Source organism: Nonomuraea sp. NPDC048892, from assembly GCF_040649735.1.
In the GTDB taxonomy this organism is placed as follows: domain Bacteria; phylum Actinomycetota; class Actinomycetes; order Streptosporangiales; family Streptosporangiaceae; genus Nonomuraea; species Nonomuraea maheshkhaliensis.
The window spans coordinates 702,795-726,712 of record NZ_JBEZFZ010000004.1 but is presented as its reverse complement, the minus strand read 5'-3'; the positions used below and the strand labels follow the sequence as shown (position 1 = coordinate 726,712).

Genomic DNA, 23,918 nt, shown 5'->3' with positions numbered 1-23,918 from the left:
CGGGTCAGCCGGAGCAGGCGGTGCCGCCGCCCGCGTGGTAGATCATGTCCTGATACGTGACGCTCGCCCTGATGGGCGTCGAGCTGCGCAGCGTCTGGACGGTGTCGCCGCCTCGCCGCAGTTCGAAGACCGGCGTCGTCCCCGGCACCATCGGCACCTTGAACGACACGACCCCGGCCGCGCGCACCCGCTTGCTCCGCACGTCGGAGCCCTGCGTGATCACCAGCTTGCCCGGCCCCTTCACGAACGCCAGCAGCTCCACCTGGTCCACCGGCCCCGGACCGGCCGGGATGGTGAACTTGCCGGCGGTCTGCTTGCTCGTGTCGTAAGGGGCGCCGGCCTGGTGACCGCGGTGGAAGTAGTACAGCGCGTCCCGCACGATCCGCGGCGCCTCGCCGGTCTTGAACCAGGTCGTGTAGTAGGCGTTGACGTCGGCGAGCGCGTGGCCGCGCGCCTTCGAGGGCGCCTGGTGCGACGCGCCGTAGTCGTTCCAGGTGACGAGCTGCACCCAGTCGGCGTCACCCTTGATCGCCGCCCGCCACGAGCCGCGCAGCGTGCTGCTGTTGCGCGCCTCCCAGTAGTGCAGTTCCTTGGCCCTGGTGTCCTCGAACCCGATCGGCGCCATGTACGTCAGCTTGCGCTTGTGCGCGGCCTTGGCCGCCTTGACGAAGCTCCCGGTCACCCCGGGACGGTTGGCGCCCCAGGAGGAGTGGCCGTAGACGTACTTGTCCCACTCGGTCCTGCCGCGGCCGTCCCAGTAGCCGAAGATCGACATCAGCGACGTCTTCATGCCCCTGGCGGCCAGCGCCGCCCGGGCGGCCCGCCACCAGGAGGGCGGCTGGCGCTCGATCGTGTACGGCGCGAGCAGCACGCTCCCGTCGGGCAGCGTGAACAGCGACGGGTGGCCCTTGACCAGCAGAATGTCGGTGACCATTTTGGCGTACGGGGCTCCGGCGGCGGCCGGGAAGCCGGGGCTGAGCACGATCTTGAACTGCGGGTCCACGGCCTGGGCGGCGTGGAGGAGCTGGGGCAGCTGGTTCCAGCGCTGGTCGCTGGAGGTGTGATGCTGGTAGATGAACCCGTCGAGCCCCTGCGCGATGGCCTGGCGCACCTCGCGCTCGAAGTCGAGCCGCCGCCAGCCGGCCTCGGGCCGTACGGGCCTGGTCAGCGGCCGGTCCCGCAGGTAGCCGCCCCTGTTCTGGTAGAGGCCGCTGGAGCCGGCCGGGTCGAGCCAGGAGGCGTACTGGTCCTTCGCCGGGTCCTTGTTGTCGACCGAGACGGGGAAGGGCGGGAAGTAGAACGCGAACGCCTTCTTGGCCGAGGCGCGCAACGCGGCGGCCGAGGGCTTGTCGAAGGGCAGCGTGGCGCAGGGCGTGGCGCCCGTGGTGTAGGTGATCGTGAGCTTGGGGCCGCGGTCGCCGGGCCGGCGCGAGGAGTACAGCACCGTGGGCGTGGCGTCCGGCTGCGTGAAGGCGAAGGAGTAGGCGCCGTCGCGGGTGATCGCCGGGGAAACGTCGAGGCGGACCGGCCGGCCGGCGGTGAAGCCGGTGTGTTTCGCGAGCACCTTCCCGAGCTTGGGACGGGTCTTCCACGTGGTCGCGGCCTCGGTCCAGGAGCCGGACACCTCGCGCGCCGACAGCGTGGTCGCGGCGGTCCTGGTCGGGGTCAGCTCAAGGGTGGCGGTGAGGTTCCCGGCGCCGGCCGGGATGCCGGAGACCTTGAACCTGGCGAGCGCGACCCGCCGGCCGCCGGCGGAAGATGCGCAGGTGGCGCCGCAGACGGACATCCACGTCGCGGCGCCGAAGCTCTTGGCCGGCTCCGCCTGGCTGACGAGAACGTCGTCAAGGGCGGGCACGACCACTTTCGTGGGCGTTCCTGAGAACGCCGGAGACGTTCCTGACAAGGCCGGGGAAGCCGTGGCCTGTCCCGCGACGGACGCGGGAGGAGGGGACGCGGCTTCGCGCACGGCCGCGGATAACGGCGCCGTCGCACCGGTCGTGCCGACGGACACGACCAGCGTGAGCAGCGAGATGATGCCCACCCGTCGAGCCTGGGGGAACATTGCCCTCCTAGTAGGGGTCCAATTTGAAGATCATCACAAGCTACTGCGGCGGAGCCGACAAAACGAGTGACTTTTCGAAATGAGATGAGTCAGACACCCGGGAGTGACGCCGGCCCCAGGTGACGGCCCCGGGTGGTGGCACAGGGCGGCGAAGGGGACTCAAACGTTCAGGTACGGCTCCAGCTCGGCCACCGCGTGGTCGCGGTGCACGTTGAGCGTCGTCACGGCCTCGTCGGCGGACCCTCGGCGCAGGGCGTCGAGGGTGGCGCGGTGCTCCTTGACCACCCGTTCCCTGTTGCCAGCGTCGCCGTAGTACATCGACCGGTAGGCGTCGGTCGTGTCCCAGAGCGTGCGGATCATCCGGGCCAGGCGCGGCATGCCCGCACAGTCGAACAGGGTCATGTGGAAGACCCGGTTGGCGGTGGCCATGGCGAGCACGTCATCCGCCGCGGCGGCCCGCTCGACCTCGTCCTGCGCCGCCGCCAGCCGGCCCAGGTCGGCCTCGGTGAGGCGGGCCACGGCCCGGCGCACGGCCTCCTCCTCCAGCAGCTGCCTGATGCGGTAGACCTCGCGCAGGTCGTCGAGGGAGAGCGTCTCGACGAAGTAGCCTCGGTGCGCCTCGTAGGTGACCAGCCCCTCGCCCTGCAGCGTCTTGAGCGCCTCACGCAGCGGGACGCGGCTGACCTGGAACTCCTCGGCCAGCGCGTCCTGCCTGATGGGGGCGCCGGGCCGCAGCCGGCCGGTGGTGATGGCGCGGCGCAGCTCGGCCAGCACGAACTGCTGGGCCGTGGGCGGCCTGCGTCGTGCCTCGTCCGGACTCACGGCCCCAATATCTCACGAACCCACGCGTCGTCCTGCCCGAGCGCGGGCGGCGGAAGGCGGTAGGAGGGCGGGGTGGCGCTCATGCGCAGCGGATTGGCGACCTGGCCGACGCCGCCGAGCTCGACGGCGGGCTCCAGGCCCAGATCCTCGGCGAGGGCGAACGCGGCGGCCAGGTCGTTGATCGGGCCGCACGGCACTCCTGCGGCGGTCAGCCGCTCGAACCACTCGTCGGCCGTCCGCCCCGCCAGGGCCGCGTTCAGTGCGGGCACGAGCATCTCCCTGGCGGCCACCCGGGCGGCGTTGGTGGCGTAAAGGGGGTCTTCTGCCAGGTCGTCCCGGTCGAGGACGGCGCACAGGGCGCGGTACTGGCGGTCGTTCCCCGCCGCGATCACGATCGGGCGGTCGGCGGCCTGGAACACCTCGTACGGGACGATGCTCGGATGCCGGTTCCCCATCGCGCGCGGCACGACGCCGGCGGCGGCATAGGCGGAGGAGTGGTTGGTGAGCGCCGACAGGAGCGACGACAACAACGACACCTCGACCCGCTGCCCGACCCCGCCGCCAGGCGCGCCGTCGGGGACGCCCGGCCCGCCGACGCGGCCTCCCTGGCCGGTGGTGTCGCGGTGGTGGAGGGCGGCCAGGATGCCGAGGGCGGCGTGCAGGCCGGTGATCACGTCCACCAGCGCCACCCCCGCCTTGGTTCCGGGGCCGCCTGGCTCGCCCGTGACGCTCATCAGCCCGCCGACCGCCTGCGCGATCAGGTCGTATCCGGGCAGACCGGCCCCTGCCCCCGACCCGAATCCGGTGATCGAGCAGTAGACCAGGCCCGAATTGAGCTCCCGCAGCGTGTCGTAGCCGAGCCCGAGCCGTTCCATCGTCCCCGGCCTGAAGTTCTCCACCAGCACGTCGGCCCGCGCCGCCAGGGCCCGCGCGACCTCGGCGTCCGCGCGCAGGTCCAGGGCGATCGAGCGCTTGTTGCGGTTGACGCCGAGGAAGTACGTCGCCTCCCCCTCCGCGTACGGCGGCCCCCACGCCCGCGTGTCGTCCCCGGCGCCGGGCCGCTCGACCTTGACCACCTCGGCCCCCAGGTCGGCCAGGAGCATGGTGGCGTAAGGCCCGGCCAGCACCCGGCTGAAGTCGGCCACGAGCAGCCCCGACAGCGCCCCGCTCACGCCGGCGCCCCCAGGTAGACGGTGACCGACCTGGTGTAGAACTCCCTGGCCGCCCGCCCCTGCTCCTTGGGCCCGAACCCGCTCTGCCTGGCCCCGCCGAACGGCACGTGCGGGAACGTCCCCGCCGACTCGGAGTTGACGTGCAGCACGCCCACCTCCAGCCGGTCGACCGCGCGCAGCGCCGCTCCGAGGTCCCTGGTGAAGATGGCCGCGGACAGGCCGTGGTCGCTGAGGTTCGCCAGCCCGAGCGCCTCCTCCGCGCTCCCCGCCCGTACGGCGCCCACCACGGGTCCGAACAGCTCGGTCCGCCAGAAGTCCACCCCGGTCCCCGGCAGGTCCAGCAGGGTCGGCGGCGCGAACCAGCCGTCGCGCTCCAGCGGCGCGGCGCCCGCCAGCGGCTTGGCCCCCTCCCCCACGGCCCGCGCGACCCCGGCCGTGACGCGCTCGCGGGCGGCCGAGCTGACCAGGGGTCCCATCTCGACGCCGCTGTCCAGCGGGTCGCCGACGACGAGCCGCGCGGCCCGGTCCGCGACCCGTTCCAGCAGCTCGTCCGCCACCTGGTCGGCCACGATCAGCCGGGAGGTGGCCGTGCACTTCTGCCCGGTCGAGCGGAAGGCGCCGAGGCAGACCTGCTCGGCGGCGTGGTCGAGGTCGGCGTCGGCGAGCACGATGGAGGCGTTCTTGCCGCCCATCTCGGTCTGCACCGGTTTGCCCAGTTCGCCGCAGCGGGCGATGACGGCCCGGCCGACGCCGGTGGAGCCGGTGAACGACACCGCGTCCACACCTGGATCGTCGACGATGGCCGAGCCGGCATCGGCCTCGCCGTACACGAGGTTGAGCACGCCGTCGGGCAGCCCGGCGGAGGTCAGCGCCCAGGCCAGCCGGTAGGCGAGCAGCGGCACCAGCGAGGACGGCTTCCACACCACGGCGTTCCCGTACGTGAGCGCGGGCGCGATCTTCCAGGCCGGGATGGCGATCGGGAAGTTGAACGGCGTGATCAGCCCCGCGACGCCGACCGGCCGGCGGACGACGAGCACGTTCTCGCCGGGGCGCGGTGAGGCGTAGACCTCGCCGCTCTCCCTGTCGGCCTCGCCGGCGTAGTACCGCATGATCCGGGCCGCGCCCTGGACCTCGGCGACGGCCTCCGGCAGCGTCTTGCCCTCCTCGCGGGCCAGCTCGGCGCCCCATTCGTCGGCGTGCCGCGTGACGACGTCGGCGGCGGCGGTGAGCACGGCGGCGCGGGCGTGGTGCGGGGTCGCCGCCCAGCCGGGCGCGGCCGCGCGGGCCGCCGCGACGGCCCGCGCCACCTCGGGCACGGACGCGAACCGCCCGCGCGCCACGACCTCGGCGGGCCGTGCGGGGTTGGTGTCGGCGAACTCCTCGCCCGCGCCCTCGACCCAGCGGCCACCGATGAGATTCAGAACGTCCATGGTCAACGCACCCTAACTGTGCCATATTGGATTTTCAATATTGGATCCAAAATACGGAGCGGGAATGATCGCACCCACCACCCTCTTCGCCCTCGACACCCTGCTGACCGAGGAGGAACGCGAGATCAGGAACACGGTCAGGCTCGTGTGCGACCGGGAGATCCGCCCGCACGTCGCCGGCTGGTTCGAGGCCGGGGAGCTGCCCGCGCGGGAGCTGGCCCGCACGCTCGGCTCGCTCGGCGTGCTCGGCATGCACCTCGACGGCTACGGCTGCGCCGGCATGGGCGCGGTCTCGTACGGGCTGGCCTGCCTGGAGCTGGAGGCGGCCGACTCCGGCCTGCGCAGCCTGGTGTCGGTGCAGGGCTCGCTGGCGATGTACGCGATCTGGAAGTACGGCAGCGAGGAGCAGAAGCAGGAGTGGCTGCCCGCGATGGCGGCCGGCGAGCGCATCGGCTGCTTCGGCCTGACCGAGCCCGACTTCGGCTCCGACCCCGGCGGCATGCGGACCACGGCCAAGCGCGAGGGCGGCGACTGGGTGCTGAACGGCACCAAGCTGTGGATCACCAACGGCTCGGTGTCGGACGTGGCCGTGGTCTGGGCCCGCACCGACGAGGGTGTCAGGGGCTTCCTGGTCCCGGCGGGCACCCCGGGTTTCACCGTCAACGACGTCAAGCACAAGATCTCGCTGCGCGCGAGCGTCACCAGCGAGCTGGTGCTGGACGGGGTGCGCCTGCCCGGCGAGGCGATGCTGCCCGGCGCCAGGGGTCTGTCCGGGCCGCTCGGCTGCCTGAACGAGGCCAGGTTCGGGATCGTGTTCGGGGCGATGGGGGCGGCGCTGGACTGCCTGGAGACCACCCTCGCCTACACCGCACGGCGGGAGGTGTTCGCCAGGCCGCTGTCGTCGTACCAGCTGACCCAGGAGAAGCTCGCGGACATGGCGCTGGAGCTGGGCAAGGGCCTGCTGCTCGCCGTGCACCTGGGCCGGCTGAAGGAGGCCGGCACGCTCACCCCCGAGCAGGTGAGCCTGGGCAAGCTGAACAACGTGCGCGAGGCCCTGGAGATCGCCAGGAAGTGCCGCACGCTGCTCGGAGCGAGCGGCACCACTCTCGAATACCCCGTGATCAGGCACTCGGTGAACCTGGAGTCCGTGCTGACCTACGAGGGCACCTCGGAGATCCACTCCCTGGTCATCGGCAAGGCGCTCACGGGCATCGCAGCGTTCAAATAAGGGTTCGAATAGGGGTTCAAGTAGAACTCTCAGAAGGTCTGCCAGGTCGCCTCGGTGACCTGGCACGGCCCGCCCTGGTGCACCCGCAGCCGCCCGGCGGGCAGGTCGAGGCCGATCGTGGCGAGCGTCTCCCAGCGCTGGTTGAGCGGCTGGGTCAGGTCGGGATGGGCGCAGACCGGCGCGTCGTCGGGCGCGTGGGCGAGCATGGCCAGCGCCCGCGCGTTGAGGTCGGCGTCGCTGAGCGCCTCGACGTGGTCGTGCAGGTGGCGCAGGCGGTCGTAGGTGCCGGGCCGCTCGCTGGCGTGCCGCTCCCCCGCCGCCAGGTCCGCGTCCAGGAAGTGGTTGCAGTGCTGCAGGACCCCGTCGGGCCCCGGCGGGATGACGGCCACCCCGGCCGGTGAGATCTCGATCGAGGCGGCGTCGCCGTCCGTCACGGCCGTGATGACGCTGGAGGCGGAGACCGGGGCCGAGCGGGCGATGTCCGCGGCCTCCTCGACCGTGGCCGCCTCGTCGAGGATGCGGCGGGCGATCAGGTGGACGGGCACGCCGGTCTCGGCGGTGTCGGTGACGTGGCGCAGGATGTTGAAGTGCACGCCGAGGCCCGCCGTGTTGACGCCGATCTTGGCCAGCACCCCTGCCTCGGTGAACGTGCGCACGACGTGGCCAGGCCGCGGCTCCAGCTCCCACAACATCGGCGCGTCACGCAGGTGGTCGTGCCAGTCCCAGGTCTGCACCGTGCGCGGCGGGCCCTGCTTCGGCAGCACCACGGAGGTCGAGCACTCGCCGTGGCCGACCGCGTCGATGCCGGCCAGGATCTCGGTGCGGGCGTTGACCACGGCCACCTGCCACGGGTCCAGCCCGGCGCCGGCCGCGATCCCGGCCATCTCCTCCGCCAGCGACGGCGCCCAGGCGGCGCTGCGGTCGAGCGCCCGTTCGCCCCAGGCGCGCACCTGCGCGGGCCTGGCGCCGGCGACCGCGAACAGCTCGGTGTAGCCGGTGAGGTTGGCGACGATGCGCTTGCGCAGGTGAGTGCCCAGTTCTTTGCCGCGGGCCCTGGGATCGGTCTGGCTGGACGTAAAGCAGGGAAATGTCATGACCTGTCCATCAAATCGGCGAGCCGCGGGTTCGCCGCGGCGAAGGAGTCGCGGACGCGGGCGTACCGCTCGGCGTCGATGTCCTGGCTCAGCTTGAACATGCTCCGCACGGTACGCACGTGCACCCGGAAGGCCACTACCCCCGGCAGCAACACGCGGAACCTCTCCCTGGAGGCCGGGGTCGGCTCCCAGGACGGGCGGCGGGCCGACTCCACGGCCTCGACCGTGCGCTCCACCACCTCAAGGGCATCGTCGAGCAACTCCAGCCGGCCGGTCACGTGCACCGCCGCGTAGTCCCAGGTCGGGACGGCCGGGTCGGTGGCGTACACGGTGGGTGAGACGTAGCCGTGCGGCCCCTGGAAGATCACCAGCACCTCCGGCGAGGACTCCCATGAGCGCCAGTGCGGGTTGGCGCGGGCCAGGTGCCCGAGCAGCGTGCCGCCCTCGACCCGGTCGCTCTCCAGGATCACCGGCACGTGCGTGGCCACCGGCACGCCGTCCGTCGCGCTCACGACCAGCGCGAACGGGTTCTCTTTGACCAGCAGGTCCACCTGCGCCGGATCCTGGGCCGCGTAACGGGGAAACGTGTGCATCGCGGCTACTCCGCCGCGCTCAGGATCGCGTCCCACGCCAGCTCGGAGGCCAGCGTGCCGAGACCGGTCGGCTTGACGCCGGTCAGCTCGACCTCGTCCGTCGTCATCGCGAACATCGTGTCGCCGTCCGTCAGTGTGTGAAACGGCTGGATGCCCCGGTGCATCGAGCTGTGCACCTGGCGGCCGACCTGGAGCAGCTCGATGTCCGTCAGCCGCACGTTGGTGATCATCACGGTCAGCGTGGTGTTGCCCATGACCGACGGCGCGCCGTCGCCGATCGCCTCGGCGTAGTCGGCGCTCGGGTGGCGGCGCTGCCCGAGGCCGGCGTGGTAGTTGCCGCGCACGACCCGGCCTTGTCGGTCGATCACCGCGCCCACCGAGTTGACCACGGTCGCCACCAGCACCTTCGCCTCGCCGAACGTGCCGAACGCGGCCCCCTGACCGGCGAACTCGGCCCGGCCGAAGTCCACCTTGCCCGCGCTCGCCGTCCGGCCCGCGCCGCACCGGCCCACCGGGAACTCGCCCTCGACCGCGTTACGCAGCGCGGCCCGGCCCAGCTCGGCGTCCGGGTAGACAGCGGTGTCGCGGCAGGAGAAGTCGTAGATCACCGCCCCGGACACCAGTTGCAGCTCGTCCCACTTCGTGCGGTTGTCCCGGCGGGCGAGCAGTTCGTCGCTGACGCCCGCCGCCGCGGCCAGCCCGTACACCGAGCCGCCCGCCAGGCAGATCGCGTGGTTGAAGTCGTAGCCGCCGCTCATGCCGACCGCGCCGCCGCGCGCGTCCACGGCCGTGCGGGCGCCCGCGGGCAGGTGGACGACGGTGCAGCCGGTGGGGCCCTCGCCGTACTCGGCCGTGCCGACGTACACGCCGGGCAGGTCGAACGCGACCGAGGCGCGCCCGGGGCTGGGCTGCGGGGTCAGCGGCAGGTCCGCGTTACGCGGCCCGCCCGGGGCGAACACGGACGGGGTCGCGAGCCGCGGGCCCGCGCTCCCCGCGTCGTTCATAGCGTCGGTCATAGGGCCTCCAGCAGTTGCTTCGAGTACTCGTGGGAAGGGGCGGAGTAGAAGGTGGCCGTCTCGGCGGTCTCCACGATCTCGCCCGCGCGCATGACCGCGATCCGGTCGGCGACGTAGCGGACCGCGCCCAGGTCGTGGGAGATGAACAGGGCGCTGAAGCCGTACTCGGACTGCAGGTCCTTGATCAGGTTGAGGATCTGCACCTGGACGGAGACGTCCAGCGCGCTGACGGCCTCGTCGAAGACGATGAAGCCCGGCCTGGTGACCAGCGCGCGGGCGATCGAGACGCGCTGGCGCTGGCCGCCGGAGAGCTCGTGCGGATAGCGGCCGGCGAAAGCCGCCTCCAGGCCGACCTGCTCCAGCACCTCGGTCACCGCGGCCCCCGCCGGTCGGCCGAGCACCGCCAGTGGCTCGGCGACGCTCTGGCCGACGCGCATGCGCGGGTTGAGCGACCAGTGCGGGTGCTGGAGCACGGCCTGCATGCGTCCGGCCAGCTCGCGCCGCCGTTTGGGGAACGGGCGCCCGCCGAACCTGACCGTGCCGGCCGTGGGGCGCTGCAGGCCGAGCGCGACCCGGCTGGTGGTCGTCTTGCCCGAGCCCGACTCGCCGACCAGACCCAGCGTCTCGCCCTCGGCGACCGACAGCGTGACGTGCCGCATCGCGTCGAGGTGGATGCGCCGGAACGGCGGGCCCGCGGCGAAGGTGACGGTGACGTCGTCCAGTTCGAGGATCACGCCTTCACCTCCGACACGGCGTCGTCCCGCGGCACAGCGCCGCCCGGTGACACTTCGCCGCCCTGCGGCACTGCGCCGACCGGCGACAGGCGGCCCTCCAGCTCGCCCGCCCGGTGGCACAGGACGTCCTGCTCGCGGACGCGGACCGGGACCGGACGTTCGTGCTCGCAGCGTTCCTCCGCGAACGCGCAGCGCGGCGCGAACGCGCAGCCGGCCGACGGGCCGTCGAGCATGGGCGGCCGGCCGGGCACCGGATGGAGACGGACGCCGTGCGGCGCGGCGGTGGGAGCCGAGCCCGCCAGCGCCGCCGTGTAGGGGTGGGCCGGGTCGCCCAGCACCTCGCGGGCGGGGCCGCTCTCGACGACGCGCCCGCCGTACATGACCGCGACCCGGTCGCAGCGGCGGGCCACGGCGGGCAGGTCGTGGCTGAGCCACAGGATGCTCGTGCCCGCCTCGGCGGCCAGCGAGAACACCACGTTCGACACCTCCTCGCGCACCTGGCTGTCCAGGGCGGCGGTCGGCTCGTCGGCGACGAGCAGCTCGGGCGAGGTGGCCATGGCCATCGCGATGGCCACCCGCTGCGCCATGCCGCCGGAGAGCTGGTGCGGGTAGGCGCGCGGCACGCGCGGGTCGTCGAGCCTGACCCGCGCCAGGTGGAAGCCCACGTCGCCGCCGCGCCCGAGCACCAGCCGCAGCTGGGCGCCGACGCGCATGGTGGGGTCGAGCGAGGCGATCGGATCCTGGAAGACGAACCCGAGGTGCTTCCTGCGCAGGTGACGCAGCCGGGCGGCGGGCAGCTCGAACACCGGCTCCCCGGCGACCAGCACCTCCCCGTCCGTCCGCCGCGCCGTCGTGGGCAGCAGCCGACCGACGGCGGAGCCGAGCGTGGACTTGCCCGAGCCGCTCTCGCCGACCAGCCCGAGGCTCTCCCCCGGCTCCAGGGTGAGATCGGCGCCGTCGAGCGCCCGGGTGCGCGGATAGTCGATCACCAGATTCCGTACCGAGAGCAGGCTCATGTCAAGGTCCTCGTCTCCCTGGGTTCGAGCCGGTCGCGCAGCCCGTCGCCGACCACGTTGATCGCCAGGATCGCCGCCACCAGCACGACCCCAGGACCGAGGATCAGCCACGGCGCGGCGATCATGTACGTGCCGCCCTGCTGGATGAGCACCCCGAGCGAGGCCTGCGGCGGCTGCACTCCGAAGCCGAGGAAGCTCAGCCCGCCCTCGACCGCGATGCCGACCGACAGCGCGTACGTGCCCTGCACGGCGATCGTGCCGGCCACGTTCGGCAGCACGTGCCGGACGAGCACGCGCGGCAGCCGGGCGCCGCTGATGACGGCGGAGGTGACGTAGTCGCGCTGCGAGACGGCCACGGCGGCGGCCCGCACCAGCCGGGTCATCAGCGGGATCGTCACCAGCACGATGCTGGCCAGCGCCGCCGTCTGGCCGGGGCCGAGCACGGCGGCGACCAGGATGGCCAGCACGATGGCCGGGAAGGAGTAGAGCACTTCCACCAGGCGCATCACCAGCTCGTTCAGGTAACCGCCACGGTATCCGGCGACGATGCCGAACGTCGCGCTCAACGCGGCCGTGACCAGCACCGCGACGGACGACAGCAGCAGCGTCGTGCCCACGCCCTCCATGACGCGCGGCAGCAGCGAACGGCCCAGGTTGTCGGTGCCCAGCCACCAGCCGGGACCCGGGGGCTGCAGCCGTGGGCCGACGATCGCGTCCGGATCGCCGCCGATCCCCACCGGGGAGCCCAACGCGAACACCACCAGGACCAGCAGCGTGACCAGCCCGCCGATCGACAGCCGGTCCAGTCTCCTCACGAGCGCCTCCCCGCCATGACGCCGAGCCGGGGGTCGAGCACCCCGACCAGCAGGTCGATCAGCACGTTCATCACGATGAACACCCCGGCCGCCAGCAGCACGCCCGCCTGCACCACCGCGTAGTCGCGGCGGCCGACGGCCTGCACGATGTAGGAGCCGACGCCGGGCAGGTTGAACACGTGCTCGACGATCAGCGCGCCGCCCAGCAGGTACGCGATCGTGGTGCCGACCAGCGTGACCACGGGGGTGGCGGCGTTGCGCAGGATGTGGTGCCTGACGATGAACCACGGCGACTCCCCACGCCCGACGGCGGCCGTCACGTACGGCTCGACCAGCACGTTCATGACGGCGTCGCGGGTGGTCCTGGCGGTCACCGAGATGGAGAAGATCGACAGGACGGCCGCGGGCAGGATCATCGTGGCCAGGTTCGCCGCCGGGTCCTGGGTGAACGGCACCCAGGAGCCGACCTTGAGGCCGAGCGCGTACCGGGAGAAGACGAACACCACCAGGCTGCCCAGCACGAACTCGGGCACGCTGACGCCCAGCCCGCTGAGCAGCCGCCCGGCCGTGCCGCCGCCCTCGGGGCGGGCGCGCACGGCGGTCAGCACGCCCAGCGGCACCCCGGCCAGCACGCTCGCCAGCACGGCCAGCACCGTCAGCTCGGCGGTGACCGGCAGCCGGGCCAGCAGCTCCGCGCCCACCGGCTGGCGGCTGATCATGGACACGCCGAAGTCGCCGCCGGAGACGGCCGCGAGCCAGTGCCCGTACTGCATGAAGACCGCCTGGTCGAGCCCGTAGCGGGCGGCCAGCTCGGCCTTCTGCTCGGCGGTGGCGAACGGCCCGAGCACGGTCTCCGCGAAGCCGCCAGGCATCAGCCGCACGGCGGCGAAGATGAGGACCGAGACGCCCAGGAGCGTGGCGGCCGAGCTGAGCGCCCGGCCGGACCACCACATCAGCAGCCGCATGGCTACTGGGTCTTCTTCACGCGGGCGTCGGCGACCAGGCGCAGCACGTTGCCGTAGCCCTCGGTGGCGTACAGGCTCGGGCTGAGCGCGTCGGTCCTGAACGCGACCGTGGCCGGGCGGGTGACCAGCGGGATCATCTGCGCGTCCGCGTCCGCCTTGGCGCACACGGCGGCCAGCGCCTTGTCCCTGGACGGGCCGGCCGGCTCCTTGCCCGCCGCGTCGATGAGGGTGTTCAGCTCCTTGTCCGGCTTCATGAAGCCGACGTTGAAGCCGGCCGTCTCCGGGTTCCACCACTTGGTGACCATGCCGGGGTCGGCGTATCCGGCGAACCACGACAGGGCGGCGTCGAAGTCGGCGGGCGCCTTGCCGTACACCTTGCCCGACCAGCTCGCCTCGTCCATCTGCTCGATCTTGACGGTGATGCCGGCCTGCTGGAGGTTCTGCTGGATCACCTGCGCGACGGCCGGGGCCGGCTCGGTGGAGAAGATGGTGAGCGTGAACGACAGGTCCTGCGCGCCGGCCTCGGCCAGCAGCGCCTTGGCGTCGTCCACGCTCTTGGCCGCCGACGGCAGCGCGGCCGGGTCGCAGGCGCCGGGCAGGCCCGCCGGGGTGATCGCGGTCGGCTTGCCCTGGCCGCCCAGCGCCACGTCCGCGATCTGCTGATTGTCCAGCGCGATGGCGATGGCCTGGCGCACCTTCGGGTCGGCCAGCTTCGAGCCCGGCTTCAGGCTGTTGAGCATCAGGTAGTAGAAGTCGGTGGTGGCCTGCGTCTTGACCTGCACGTTCCGGGCCCCCGTCAGCATCGTGGACGAGTCCACGTTGCCCAGAGTGGCCAGGGCGGCGCTGCCGTTCTGCAGCGCGGCGATGCGCGCGGCCTCCTCGGGGGCGATCGTGATGTTGAGCGCGTCGGCGGCCGGCTTGCCCTTGTTCCAGTATTCGTCGTTGCGCTTGAACGTCCACGACACGTCCTGGCGGTGGTTCTCGACCACGTACGGGCCGGTGCCGAGCAGCGTGGTGGCCGGATCGACCGACTTGTCGTCGATCTCCTTCATCGGCAGCACCGCCGCGGGCACGTTGGCCAGCGCCGCCAGGAACGGCGTGTACGGCTCGCTCAGCGTCACCTTCACCTTGGCGTCACCGTCCGCGGCCACCGACTTGACCGGGCCGAGCTGGCCGCGCCACACCGACTTGGAGGCCAGCAGCCGCTTGAGGCTGCCCACCACGTCGCCGGCCGTCATCTCCCTGCCGTTGGAGAAGCGGACGCCCTTACGCAGGTGGAAGACGTACTCGGTGGGGCTCGGCGTCTCCCACTTCTCGGCCAGCAGCGGCTGCACGGAGAAGTCGGGGCCCACCGTGACCAGCGTCTCGTAGGACAGCGACAGCAGCTGCCAGGTGGTGGCGACGTCGGCGAGCTGCGGGTCGTACCCGGTGGCGGCGCCGCTGTCGATGTGGACCTGGAGGTTGAGCGTCCCTCCCGAGGGGAGCGACTGGTCGGCGAGGGCGAGGTAGCCGGGGGCGGCGCTCTCCTGCGCCGCGGCCGTCGGGCTGGTGGTCGTTCCGGTGGCGGCGCAGGCCGAAGCCAGCAGGGCGGCCGCGACACCGCAGGCCAGGCGTAGGTTACGCATGGGCCTCTTCTCCTCTAGTGACAGGAACGTTCGGCGGCGCTCGGCGGAACGTCGAGCGTGGGGTTGCGGTCGAAGAACCCGACCGGCTTGAGGACGAACCCGCACGTGTCGACCGGCATGATCGGCCAGTCCTCGGTGCGGGGGAAATGCGTCAGGCCGAACGTGTGCCACAGCACGATGTCCTGCCCGTCGATGTCGCGGTCGGCCCTGGTGTAGGCGGGCAGGCCCGCGCCGCCGGGATGCTGGTTCACCAGGTCTCCGGCGGGATAGCGCTCTGCGGGGTGGTAACGGGTGACCCACAGATGTCTGGTGGCGAACTCGGCCCTGCTGTGGATGCTCGACCCCGGCGTGGCCAGCAGCGTCGGCTTCCCCTCGGGGTGCAGGGCGTAGCCGACGGGGCGGCCCAGGCGGTTGCGTACGTCCGGGTTGACGACGTGCCAGGTGCGCTCCGCCTTCAGATCGGCGTCGCGGACGGCCTCGCGTTCGGTGCGCAGGCGGGTGACCGCGCGGCGGACGGCGCTCCCGTACGGGTTGTCCGGACCGGCCGGAGGGATGTCCACCTCGACCTCGTCCACGGCGTTGGCCACGCCGTCCACCGTCATGTCCAGCCGGGCGCCGAACAGGTGCTGGTGGTAGGGCGCCGCCAGTCCCGGCGCCACCTCCGACGCGTACGGGGCGGCCCGCTCGTCGTAGGCGCCGGTGAAGACGATGCCGGTGGCCTTGACCTCCAGCTCGATGGTGCCGTCGAGGTAGAGGTACCAGTAGAAGCCGTAGTCGTAGTTGCCCACCGTCACGAAGAACGAGATCACCAGGCGGCGCTGCCTGCGCGTCTCCCTGGAGCCGTTGGCCGGGTCGGTGTGCTTCCACAGCACGCCGTAGTCCTCCTCGTGCATGCAGATCGCGTTCGTGATCACCTTGGGCACGCCGGCGCCGTCCGTGACGACGGCGTCGAAGTAGGTGATCTCGCCGAGGCAGTCACAGCCGAGTTCGAGGGAGTTGGCCAGCTTGCCGAGCTGGTATTCGCCGGTGTCGAAGTAGTTCTGCCAGAAGCGGATCGGGCTCGGGTCGCCGTACGGGACCACCATCTCGGCCACCGAGGCCCGGTAGACGATCGGGCGGATCCGGCCGCCGTCCTCGAACCCGATCTGGTGCAGCGTCAGGCCCTCGCGCATGTCGTAGCCGAGGCGCAGGCTCCACTTCTCCCAGGTCACCAGCGGGCCGTCCACCGTGAAGCTGGGGCCGTCCGGCTGGGTGATGTGGATGGGCTTCTGCGTGGTGCGGAAGGGGCCGTGGCCGTAGTCGCCCGACTCCTGCGGGATCGGCTGGGAGCCGGTGTCCACGATCTCCAGGACCTCGCCCTTGACCAGGTCCACGTACGCGACCAGGCCGTCCACCGGGTGGGCCCACGGAAGGCTCTCGGGCGTGGGCATGACGTGCGCCAGCACCCTGGCCACCCGCCGGCCCTCCTCCTTGGCCAGCCCGAAGTGTCCCGCGCTGAGCGCGGCCAGGTAGACGCCCTGGGGGTCGTCGATCCCGCGCCTGGCCAGTGCCTCGGCCCAGCCCGCGTCCGCGCGCAGCACCCGCCGGACCAGCGCGTGCTCCTCGTCCAGCATCGGCACCTGGCCGTCGATCGCGGGGTCGATCGGCTCGCGGGACTCCACCCTGCCCGCGCCGATCGAGACGATCACGTCCTGCGCCGCCTCGGTGGCCAGGTCCAGCAGGAACGCGCGGGCCCTGCGTTCGACGGGGGCGCCCGGCCGGTAGGCCAGCACCTCGCTTTTCCGCGGCTCCTCCAGCCCCAGGTAAGCCACCCGAACCGTCTCCGTGAGCAGCCCTTCGGCCATCAGGATGCGTCTGACCTCGTCGATCTCCTGCGCGGCGAGCGGGTCGAGAGGATGGGGGTGCTTCCCGGTGGACAGGTGCAACGTTCCGCCCCTTTCTGCTGCCGGAACGTTCCGGCAAGTTTCGCGCTAACTTAATTGCGCGGGTCGCGCGACACAACCCCTGAGCCCCAGGCGAAACAGATCCTTAACGCAAGCCGGGGCGGATGTGGAGGACTGATGCACCAGTACCATCAGGGCGTGCAAGCAGACGAGCCGGTCACGATCCTCACCGTCGCCAGGGAAGCGGGCGTCTCCAAGACGACGGCCTCCGACGCCCTGCGCGGCTCGGGCCGGGTCTCGGAGCGCACCCGCGAGACGGTCGCGCGGGTCGCCGAACGGCTCGGCTACGTACCCAACGGCTCGGCCCGCCACCTGCGCAAGGCCAGCACGGGCACGATCGGCCTGCACGTGCCCGAGGTGCTGACCCGCTCCTCCTACTACATGTCGTTCGTGTTCGGCGTGGTCGAGCAGGCGGCACGGCACGACTACGACGTCACCCTGATCACCTCCGGCCAGCGCCGCGCCCGCCCGCCGCGCGTGGACGGCCTGGTGCTCGGCGACCCGCTCGGGGGCGACCCGGTGGTGGAGAGCCTGATGGCGACCGGCCTGCCGACCGTCTCCTGCGAACGCTTCCCCGGGGCGCGGCAGGCGGACGGGGTGGTCTGGTCGGAGCACGCCCCGATGCTGCACCGCCTGCTCGACCACCTCGGCTCGGCCGGCTCCACGCGTCCCGCGCTCATCGTGGCCGGCGACGAGAGCGACTGGGCGGCCAGCCTGCACCGGGGCTACCTGGAGTGGTGCGCCGCGAAGGGGGTCACGCCCCGGGTGCGGCGGGTCTCGTTCGACGCGACCGGCGAGGAGATCCGCGCCGCCGCCCGCACCCTGCTCACGCCGGGACCCGGGGCGGTGGACGCGCTGGTGTGCGCCCCCGCCGGCGCGGCCACCGAGGTCGCACCCATGGTGCGGGAGGCGGGGGCGCTCCTCGCGTCCTGCGTCGACAGCGCCGCCACCCGGATGGCCGACCCCCCGATCACCTCGATCGACCTACGCCCCCGCGAGGCCGGAGCGAGCTGCGCCCAGCTGCTGTTCGAACTCCTGTCAGGAGCCGCCGAGCCGGGAACGGAACGCGTACACCCCATAGAACTCGAACTCCGCGCCTCCACCCGCCCGCGCCACTAGGGAGCGCGCACGCGAAGGAACGCGGGCGTGGCGCTCGAACCGGGCTCGGTACAGGCTTCCTCCACCGAAGTGACAGACGGAGCGCATCGGCCCGACTACAGTCCGGCTATGACCGAGCACGGTGACGACGAAGAGACGTCTCCGGCCTGCGGAACCTGTCTGGACGCCCAAGGGGAGTGGTTGGAGCTGAACGGCAAGAAGAACGAGCAGCGCACGTGGGCGCTGTGCACGACGCGCCGCGGGACCGGCCGGGCGTGACCGATCCCATCACCTGCCCGGAATGCGAAGGCAGCCGCGGGGAGCGGCTGGGACCGCTGTTCCTCGCCTGCCGGTTCTGCGCCGGCCTGGGCATCGTCGGCGCCGCCAACGAGCCCGCGGAGCGCCGCGCCAAATCGCTACTCCGTCGACTGCCGGTGGCCCTCCACTGGGTGTGGTTTGACCCCTACGTCGCGTCCGTACTGCGCTGCCGCATGTGCATGGGGGCGCGCACGGTGGTGCATCTCGACGAAGAGGCGGGCACCCTGATCACGGTGCCGTGCCTGTGCACCGGCACACCGCGTTGCGGACCGGGCTGCTTGTGACGCCGGACGCGGGTGGGCCGCGTCCGGCGGGTCGCTTCTTCAGCTGAACGTGACGTCGCTGCAGAAGTAGTACGTCTGGTCCATGTGGGAGGCCTTCCAGATCGTGTAGACGATGTGGCGGCCGGTGCGGGAGCCCTTGTTGAGGTTGTCGATCAGGTAGACGTTGGCGGGTGCGTACCGGGGCGTCTCCCTGATCAGTTCGAGGTGGTTCCAGCCGAGCCGGGTGGTCGTGGCGTCGTAGCCCTGGCGGGTGATGTAGACCTTGATGTAGTCGGCGCCGTGGTACGCCTGGTCGGTCAGGCGGACGCTGAACGTGCTGCCGAGCGGCGTCGTCTTCCACGCGCCGGGCGTGTCCATGGAGCGGTAGCGCCCGTCCTGGGTCTGGCCGGCGCTGCAGAGCTGGCCGTTGGGGACGGCGGCCTCGTGGTTGCCGCCGACGTTGTCGCGGTAGAGCCCGTTCCAGTTCCACATGGCGTTCGTGTTGTCCTGCCAGGCCTGCCAGCACATGGGGTCCTGCTGCTGCATGGCGGGGTTCTGGAAGTCGCTGCCCCAGCGCAGCCAGCAGCCGTAGTTGCGGGAGGCGGGGTCGGTGGTCGAGCCGTGCGCCGAGGCGGTGCCGCTCAGGGGCATGACGCAGAGCATGGTCAGGGTGGTCAGCAGGATCAGGGCGCGCTTCGCCCAGCGTCGTGGTGCTCGTCGGGGCATTGTGCGGTCTCCGTGTTCCGGTCGGGGTCCGGGGGTGGGGAGCACTCCGGTGCGCGACGGTATCTGACGGCGGGGGTGCGGCCAAGTGATGGGGTTCGGTCAAATGGGGATGGTGTACGGCGCTGGAGTGGGTGAGCAGCGGAAAGGGCTTTCCGGAGTTATGTCAGAGACTTGAAACTTTCAACTCCGCTGGATTACTCCGCTTCTATGGGTAATTGCGGCGAACCTTAAAGTGAGGGAATAGGGGGAAGTAGCATGTGAGCGAGGGCGAGACTCCCGATACTGAGCGGGTGACCAGATTGGCGGCGATCGAACCGGGCAGGCCGCAGCCGTTCCTGCCCACCGGGCGATCCTTCACGGTCGACGATCTGCTCGAATTTCCCGCAGCCCCCTGCACCAGCGGGTCGTCTGCCGCCTGCTCGGCATTCTCGACGACGCCCTGCCGGACGAGCTGGAGCCGTTGCCGGCGGTGAACGTGCGCGTGTCCGGCAGTGACTTCTCCATTCCCGATCTCGTCGTCGTGCCCACGGCGATGACGGAGAAGGTGGAGCTCATGTTCGCGCCCGCGCACCTGCTGCTCGTCGTGGAAGTCAGCAGCCCGAGCACCGCGAAACAGGACGAAAGCCTCAAAGCGGTCGCATACGCCCAGGCAGGTATCCCCTCCTACTGGCGGGTCGAGCCGGACGAAGGGCCCGCGCTCTACGTCTACGAGCTGAACGGTGACCGCTACGATCCGCCGGTCGTGCACAAGGCCGGTGTCGTGGCGAGGATGGCGGTGCCTGTCGTGGTCGGTTTCGATCCCGCTGTGCTCTGCGCGAGGCGTTGACCTGGACCCCGGCACTGCCGGCCCCCTCCTGCCGGGAGTGCCCGGGGTCCAGGGGCTTCACTGGTCGCCGGGTGGGCCCTTGGCGGCCAGGGAGGTGTAGACGGTCACCTCGTCGGGGCTCACCAGGCCGTCCTGGATGGCGCAGATGAGCAGTTTCTCCTTGGTGGGCGCGGGCCTACCGGCCGCCGCGTATTTGACCCGCGCCCGGTCGATGTACTGCCGGACCGTCCGCTCCTTGATCCCCATGCGCGCCGCCACCGACGCCTTGGACATGGACTGGAACCAGTACAGCAGCGCCGCCCGCTCCTTGTCGGACAGCTGGGGCCGGTGCGGGCCCTCGTCGGTCGCGATGGCCTGGGCCATCGGCGGGGTGACGGAGGGCCGGTCCGCGGCCACCTCCAGGATGGTCTCCAGGCAGGAGTCCCGGGTCGCGCGGCCCTTGCCGATGAAGGCCGACGCGCCGGCGTCCAGCACCTTGCGGACGATCTCCGGCTCCTCGTGCTCGGAGAAGACGATCACCCGCTGACCGCCCGCGCACAACTCGCCGACCCGGTCGATGACCATGGTGCCGTTGAGGTTGAGGTCGAGCAGCAGCACGTCGGCGGCGGCGCCGCGGACGGACTCGATGGTCGGCCCCTGCGCGACCAGTTCGATCGGGCCCGGCGGGCCGAACCATGACCGTACGCCGTCCACGACGACCTGGTGATCTTCCACCAGGGCGACCGTCACGGGCCCTCCCAGATGCTGTTGACCCATATCTCGCCTCCCTGCCGCTGGTAGCTGACGACGACGCCGCTGGCCTCACGTACGGGGGTCGAGCTGATGGGCAGATCCTCGTTGTCGGCCACGACCGCCACGCTCACCATCGTGGACATCGCGGAAACCGTTACCCTGGCCCGCGATCTGGCTCCGTCGAGGGCCCTGACGGGGGCTCTGAGGAGGTCCTCGCGCACGCCGTTCGGCAGGGCCGGCAGGTGCTCGCCGAAGGGTGGCGCGGTGACGAGGACCTGCCGCCGTTCGGCCGCGTCGATGCGTTCGCGCAGCACGGCGACGAGCTCGTCGGGTACGTCCTCCCGCTCGGTGATGAGCCGGCGCAGCCGCATGGCCCCCGCGGTGCAGTCCTCGCGTACGCGCGGATCGCCCGGGTCGGCGCCGTCGGCGAACTGGGTGAGCAGGGATTCGGCCACGTCGCGGATGGCCTCGTAGCGGCGCAACCGGTCGGTGTGGATGCGCTGGGCGGACTCGCGCCAGGCGTCGTCGGCGGCCAGCTTGCGGGCCAGCAGCACGGTGTCCTCGGCGCGGGCGCGCAGCATGTGGCAGCCCGCCATGTAGCCGAGCTGCATGGTGACGCCCCCGGCGATGACGACGAGGTATTTGGCGATGGAGACGCGGTCGAGCGAGCCGGACACGGCCATCGCGGCCAGCATGATGCCGGCGTTGGCGGCCAGGAAGGCGACGATCTCGGTCCGCCAGCGCGGCCGGTTCCAGGTGAGCATGACGCCGATCCAGCCGATGGAGCCGAACCCCCAGTCGCTGATGCCGAGCAGCTCGTCCGGGCGGGAGGCGACGATGACGGCGACGTCCACGGCCAGGGTGGCGAGGGCGAGTTCGAGGATCCGGTCGGGGCCGCGGGAGGTGCGGGAGAGGGCGAGCGCGCCGACGGCGAAGACCAGGGAGTAGACGATCCAGGCGGCGAGCGCCAGCAGCGGCCAGCGGAAGGAGCTCCAGCCGGTGATGGTCACGGTGAGGTCGTAGCCGAGGTGCCAGACCCCGGCGATGACGACGGCGCCGAGCGCGGTGTAGCGGGCGTAGCGCTGGGCGATCTGCTCGATCTCCTCGGTCATGGCCGCCACCACAGGCTCACCCGGGTGCCCCGGTCGCCGGAGGAGATCTGGGCGCCGCCGTTCGGCAGGGAGCGCATGGTGTCGAGGATGGAGCCGCGCACGCCGAACCGGTCGGGTGGCAGGCGGTGCTGGTCGAAGCCCCGGCCGGCGTCGGCGATCTCGACGAGGATCTCCCCGTCGCGCCGTCCCGAGCTCAGGTCGGCCTCCCGTACGCCGGCGTGCAGGGCGACGTTGGCCAGCGCCTCGGTGACGGCGCGGGCGAAGCGCTCGGCCACGTCGCCGGGCACGGTCTCGGGGGTCAGGCGGCGGTGCACGTCCAGGCCGGTGACGCGGCCGGCCACCTCGTCGAGCAGCGCGTCCAGGGCGATGGGGGCGGAGACGGCGGCCGGCTGGTCGCGGAGCCGGTCGAGGGCGGCCAGGTCGGTGGCCACCTGGGCGCGCAGGGTCGGGGAGGGCGCGTCGTAGGTGCCCAGGCCGACCATGGTCAGCGTGTGCAGGAAGGTCTCGTGGATGCTGCCGACCTGGCGCAGTTCGTCCTCGCGGCGCAGTCGTTCCACCATGAGGGAGATCTCGGCGCGGGCGCTCTCGCGCAGGAACGTGTCGGCCGAGGCGGCCGAGCGGCGCAGCAGCGTCATGAGCAGCACGATGGCCAGCAGCTGGACGAGGTGGATGCCGAGGGTGGTGTGCACGTCGCCGGTGGGGGTGGCCAGCCGCACGCCGACGGCGAACGCCGCGGCCACGGCGAACCCGACGGGCAGGGCCGTGCGCGGCCTCCAGGCGGCTCCGGCCATGACGACGGTCATCGTGACCAGCCCCGCCACCCAGCTGGACCCCGTGAGCAGCGCCTCAGGCGCCACGAGGTGGAGCTGTGCCAGGCACAGCACGACGGTGATGGCCACATCACCGGCCACCAGCCATCGGGGCAGTGGCCGCTCGCGCAGGAACACGCGGGCGAACAGCGCCGTCCAGGTGAAGTGGACCACGAGCATGGGCGTGAGCCAGCGGAAGTCGACCGGCGGGACGGCCCCGAACAGCGCCGCCACGACGGCCACCGAGCCCACCGCGCTCCGTGCGCCGGCCGCCGTCCGCGCGACGGCCTGGTCCAATTGCCTGCTGGCCGAGTCGTATCTCGTGGAGCCGGTATGAACCATGAGCCGTCCGCACGCGATATGGGCATAAGACGGGTCTCACGATAACGCAGGGAAGCATGGGTAAAAAGCTACGGAAAAGGGTTTCTCCGCGTTTTACCGAAATTCCGGTAAATGGCGTCATGGGTCGCATGGCTGTTTGTCCTCGGGCCGGCTCTGTTGCGGTCTTCACCGCCCTCCTCGAACCCTGTCCCGGGCCGCCCCCACCAGCATGACGGCTGATCGGCCGTCATGGCCGCTGACGGCCGATCGGCCGTCAGTCGCGTCCCTTCTCACAGGCGTGTACTGGGACGCGTGTGGCCGCGAATGATCGCGGCGGGGAGGGGACCTCATGACGGTGTTCGTGATCACGTTCCTGCTGGGCTGCCTGTCCGTGATGACGGTCAGGGGCCGGAAGGGGAACTGGCCGGCGGGGATGCCGGTGGCACGGCCGCGCCTGGTGGCGGTGGGGGGCACGTACGAGGGGACGCGCGGCCGGCCGTCCGACGCGTACGTCGTCCAGGAGCGGTTGATCGCGGCGGCCAGCGGGGCCGTCGGGGCTGAGGCGGCTCATCCGGCCGCCGCGCTGGCCCTGGGGGCGGTCGTCACCGAACGGCCGCAGCACGCCGGCACGATGGAGCGGGACCTGCGCGCCTGCGCGCAGGCGGCGCACCGGGCCGTACGGGCCGCGGCGCTGCGCGACCCCGCCTCGCCCGAGCTGGCCAGCACGCTCGACCTGGTCGTGCTCGACCGGACCGAGATCCCCCAGCTGCGGTACGCCCACATCGGCGACGGGGGGATCTGGCACTGCCCGAAGGGAGGGAAGCCGCGCCTGATCACCACGGCGTGGCGGGGCACGGGGCCGCGCGGGGTCGGCCTCCCTGCGGCCGAGCCGGAGATCGGCACCCTGATGCTGCGTCCAGGGGACCGGATCGCGCTCGTCAGCGACGGCGCGGTCAGGGCGCTCGGGGAGGGACGCATGAAGCAGCTGCTGGGGGGCGGCGCGTCGCCGAGCGCCTGCCTCGACCGCCTGTACGACGAGATGGCCGCCGTGGAGCCCAAGGACGACGCCACGGTGGTCGTCGCCGAGTTCGTCACTGCCTGAGCCGCGCGAACCGCGTGAACCGTACGAACCGCGTGAAGCGCCTGAAGCGCGCGAACCGCGTGAAGGGGACGTGAACAATACGACCAAATGGGGGCG

23 protein-coding genes are annotated in these 23,918 nt (G+C 71.9%); 6 read left to right on the top strand and 17 right to left on the bottom strand.

The annotated features are described in order from the left end of the window. Positions 1-4: 4 nt before the first annotated feature. The 4 genes from AB0C28_RS17000 to AB0C28_RS16985 all read right to left on the bottom strand — a co-directional run bounded on the left by AB0C28_RS17000 (position 5) and on the right by AB0C28_RS16985 (position 5,486). Positions 5-1,855, bottom strand: a complete 1,851-nt coding sequence (locus tag AB0C28_RS17000) for an endo-1,3-alpha-glucanase family glycosylhydrolase (protein WP_358075324.1) — start codon at positions 1,853-1,855, stop codon at positions 5-7. A gap of 366 nt (positions 1,856-2,221) precedes the next feature. Further along, complete coding sequence (locus AB0C28_RS16995; protein ID WP_357836360.1) at positions 2,222-2,884, bottom strand: GntR family transcriptional regulator; 663 nt, start codon at positions 2,882-2,884, stop codon at positions 2,222-2,224. Further along, complete coding sequence (locus AB0C28_RS16990; protein ID WP_358075321.1) at positions 2,881-4,056, bottom strand: CoA transferase; 1,176 nt, start codon at positions 4,054-4,056, stop codon at positions 2,881-2,883. Before AB0C28_RS16990 ends, AB0C28_RS16995 begins: the two co-directional genes overlap by 4 nt. Further along, on the bottom strand, positions 4,053-5,486 hold the full coding sequence (locus tag AB0C28_RS16985; RefSeq protein WP_358075318.1) for an aldehyde dehydrogenase family protein: 1,434 nt from the start codon (positions 5,484-5,486) through the stop codon (positions 4,053-4,055). The genes AB0C28_RS16990 and AB0C28_RS16985 overlap by 4 nt, the downstream gene beginning before the upstream one ends. Before the next feature lie 64 nt (positions 5,487-5,550). On the opposite strand from AB0C28_RS16985, the gene AB0C28_RS16980 reads away from it, so the two are divergent. Next, positions 5,551-6,714 (top strand): acyl-CoA dehydrogenase family protein, encoded by a 1,164-nt coding sequence (locus AB0C28_RS16980; protein WP_358075316.1) that lies wholly within the window; start codon positions 5,551-5,553, stop codon positions 6,712-6,714. 29 nt (positions 6,715-6,743) lie between these two features. On the opposite strand, the gene AB0C28_RS16975 is transcribed toward AB0C28_RS16980, so the two are convergent. Genes AB0C28_RS16975 through AB0C28_RS16935 form a run of 9 tightly spaced genes read right to left on the bottom strand, consistent with a single transcriptional unit; the run spans position 6,744 to position 16,497 of the window. Beyond that, a complete protein-coding gene (locus AB0C28_RS16975; protein ID WP_357836373.1) occupies positions 6,744-7,808 on the bottom strand; it encodes a C45 family peptidase in 1,065 nt (354 codons plus the stop codon). Then, positions 7,805-8,401 carry an FMN-binding negative transcriptional regulator gene (locus AB0C28_RS16970; protein WP_357836376.1) on the bottom strand — a complete coding sequence of 199 codons (597 nt, stop codon included), beginning with the start codon at positions 8,399-8,401 and terminating at the stop codon, positions 7,805-7,807. Before AB0C28_RS16970 ends, AB0C28_RS16975 begins: the two co-directional genes overlap by 4 nt. A 5-nt stretch (positions 8,402-8,406) precedes the next feature. After that, positions 8,407-9,417 carry a P1 family peptidase gene (locus tag AB0C28_RS16965; protein WP_358075313.1) on the bottom strand — a complete coding sequence of 337 codons (1,011 nt, stop codon included), beginning with the start codon at positions 9,415-9,417 and terminating at the stop codon, positions 8,407-8,409. Then, the gene (locus AB0C28_RS16960) at positions 9,414-10,151 is read right to left on the bottom strand and encodes a dipeptide/oligopeptide/nickel ABC transporter ATP-binding protein (protein WP_358075310.1); all 738 of its coding nucleotides are present in this window, start codon (positions 10,149-10,151) and stop codon (positions 9,414-9,416) included. The genes AB0C28_RS16965 and AB0C28_RS16960 overlap by 4 nt, the downstream gene beginning before the upstream one ends. Then, positions 10,148-11,167: an ABC transporter ATP-binding protein gene (locus tag AB0C28_RS16955; RefSeq protein ID WP_358075307.1), complete on the bottom strand. Its 1,020-nt coding sequence runs from the start codon at positions 11,165-11,167 to the stop codon at positions 10,148-10,150. The genes AB0C28_RS16960 and AB0C28_RS16955 overlap by 4 nt, the downstream gene beginning before the upstream one ends. Next, positions 11,164-11,982, bottom strand: a complete 819-nt coding sequence (locus AB0C28_RS16950; RefSeq protein ID WP_357836385.1) for an ABC transporter permease — start codon at positions 11,980-11,982, stop codon at positions 11,164-11,166. Before AB0C28_RS16950 ends, AB0C28_RS16955 begins: the two co-directional genes overlap by 4 nt. Further along, the gene (locus AB0C28_RS16945) at positions 11,979-12,947 is read right to left on the bottom strand and encodes an ABC transporter permease (RefSeq protein WP_358075304.1); all 969 of its coding nucleotides are present in this window, start codon (positions 12,945-12,947) and stop codon (positions 11,979-11,981) included. Before AB0C28_RS16945 ends, AB0C28_RS16950 begins: the two co-directional genes overlap by 4 nt. A 2-nt stretch (positions 12,948-12,949) precedes the next feature. After that, the gene (locus tag AB0C28_RS16940) at positions 12,950-14,572 is read right to left on the bottom strand and encodes an ABC transporter substrate-binding protein (RefSeq protein ID WP_357836391.1); all 1,623 of its coding nucleotides are present in this window, start codon (positions 14,570-14,572) and stop codon (positions 12,950-12,952) included. Between the two features lie 14 nt (positions 14,573-14,586). Next, a complete protein-coding gene (locus AB0C28_RS16935) occupies positions 14,587-16,497 on the bottom strand; it encodes a primary-amine oxidase (RefSeq protein WP_358075301.1) in 1,911 nt (636 codons plus the stop codon). A gap of 156 nt (positions 16,498-16,653) precedes the next feature. Between AB0C28_RS16935 and AB0C28_RS16930 the strand changes: the two genes are divergently transcribed. The 3 genes from AB0C28_RS16930 (at position 16,654) to AB0C28_RS16920 (ending at position 18,215) form a co-directional block, all read left to right on the top strand. After that, positions 16,654-17,634, top strand: coding sequence for a LacI family DNA-binding transcriptional regulator (locus AB0C28_RS16930; RefSeq protein ID WP_358075298.1), 981 nt, complete (start codon positions 16,654-16,656; stop codon positions 17,632-17,634). Positions 17,635-17,742: 108 nt separating this feature from the next. Beyond that, the gene (locus AB0C28_RS16925) at positions 17,743-17,892 is read left to right on the top strand and encodes a hypothetical protein (RefSeq protein WP_357836399.1); all 150 of its coding nucleotides are present in this window, start codon (positions 17,743-17,745) and stop codon (positions 17,890-17,892) included. After that, positions 17,889-18,215: a hypothetical protein gene (locus tag AB0C28_RS16920; protein ID WP_358075296.1), complete on the top strand. Its 327-nt coding sequence runs from the start codon at positions 17,889-17,891 to the stop codon at positions 18,213-18,215. Before AB0C28_RS16925 ends, AB0C28_RS16920 begins: the two co-directional genes overlap by 4 nt. Before the next feature lie 39 nt (positions 18,216-18,254). On the opposite strand, the gene AB0C28_RS16915 is transcribed toward AB0C28_RS16920, so the two are convergent. Beyond that, positions 18,255-18,920, bottom strand: a complete 666-nt coding sequence (locus AB0C28_RS16915) for a lytic polysaccharide monooxygenase (RefSeq protein WP_357836405.1) — start codon at positions 18,918-18,920, stop codon at positions 18,255-18,257. A gap of 298 nt (positions 18,921-19,218) precedes the next feature. On the opposite strand from AB0C28_RS16915, the gene AB0C28_RS16910 reads away from it, so the two are divergent. Then, the gene (locus tag AB0C28_RS16910) at positions 19,219-19,746 is read left to right on the top strand and encodes a Uma2 family endonuclease (protein WP_358075511.1); all 528 of its coding nucleotides are present in this window, start codon (positions 19,219-19,221) and stop codon (positions 19,744-19,746) included. A 57-nt stretch (positions 19,747-19,803) separates the two neighbouring features. Here AB0C28_RS16910 and AB0C28_RS16905 read toward each other — a convergent pair whose 3' ends face one another. Genes AB0C28_RS16905 through AB0C28_RS16895 form a run of 3 tightly spaced genes read right to left on the bottom strand, consistent with a single transcriptional unit; the run spans position 19,804 to position 22,741 of the window. Then, positions 19,804-20,475, bottom strand: coding sequence for a response regulator (locus AB0C28_RS16905; protein WP_357836408.1), 672 nt, complete (start codon positions 20,473-20,475; stop codon positions 19,804-19,806). Beyond that, complete coding sequence (locus AB0C28_RS16900; protein ID WP_357836411.1) at positions 20,472-21,590, bottom strand: hypothetical protein; 1,119 nt, start codon at positions 21,588-21,590, stop codon at positions 20,472-20,474. Before AB0C28_RS16900 ends, AB0C28_RS16905 begins: the two co-directional genes overlap by 4 nt. Beyond that, complete coding sequence (locus AB0C28_RS16895; protein WP_357836414.1) at positions 21,587-22,741, bottom strand: hypothetical protein; 1,155 nt, start codon at positions 22,739-22,741, stop codon at positions 21,587-21,589. The genes AB0C28_RS16900 and AB0C28_RS16895 overlap by 4 nt, the downstream gene beginning before the upstream one ends. A gap of 328 nt (positions 22,742-23,069) precedes the next feature. Here AB0C28_RS16895 and AB0C28_RS16890 point away from each other — a divergent pair, with 328 nt between their 5' ends. Next, positions 23,070-23,822: a SpoIIE family protein phosphatase gene (locus AB0C28_RS16890; protein ID WP_358075293.1), complete on the top strand. Its 753-nt coding sequence runs from the start codon at positions 23,070-23,072 to the stop codon at positions 23,820-23,822. Positions 23,823-23,918 lie beyond the last annotated feature (96 nt).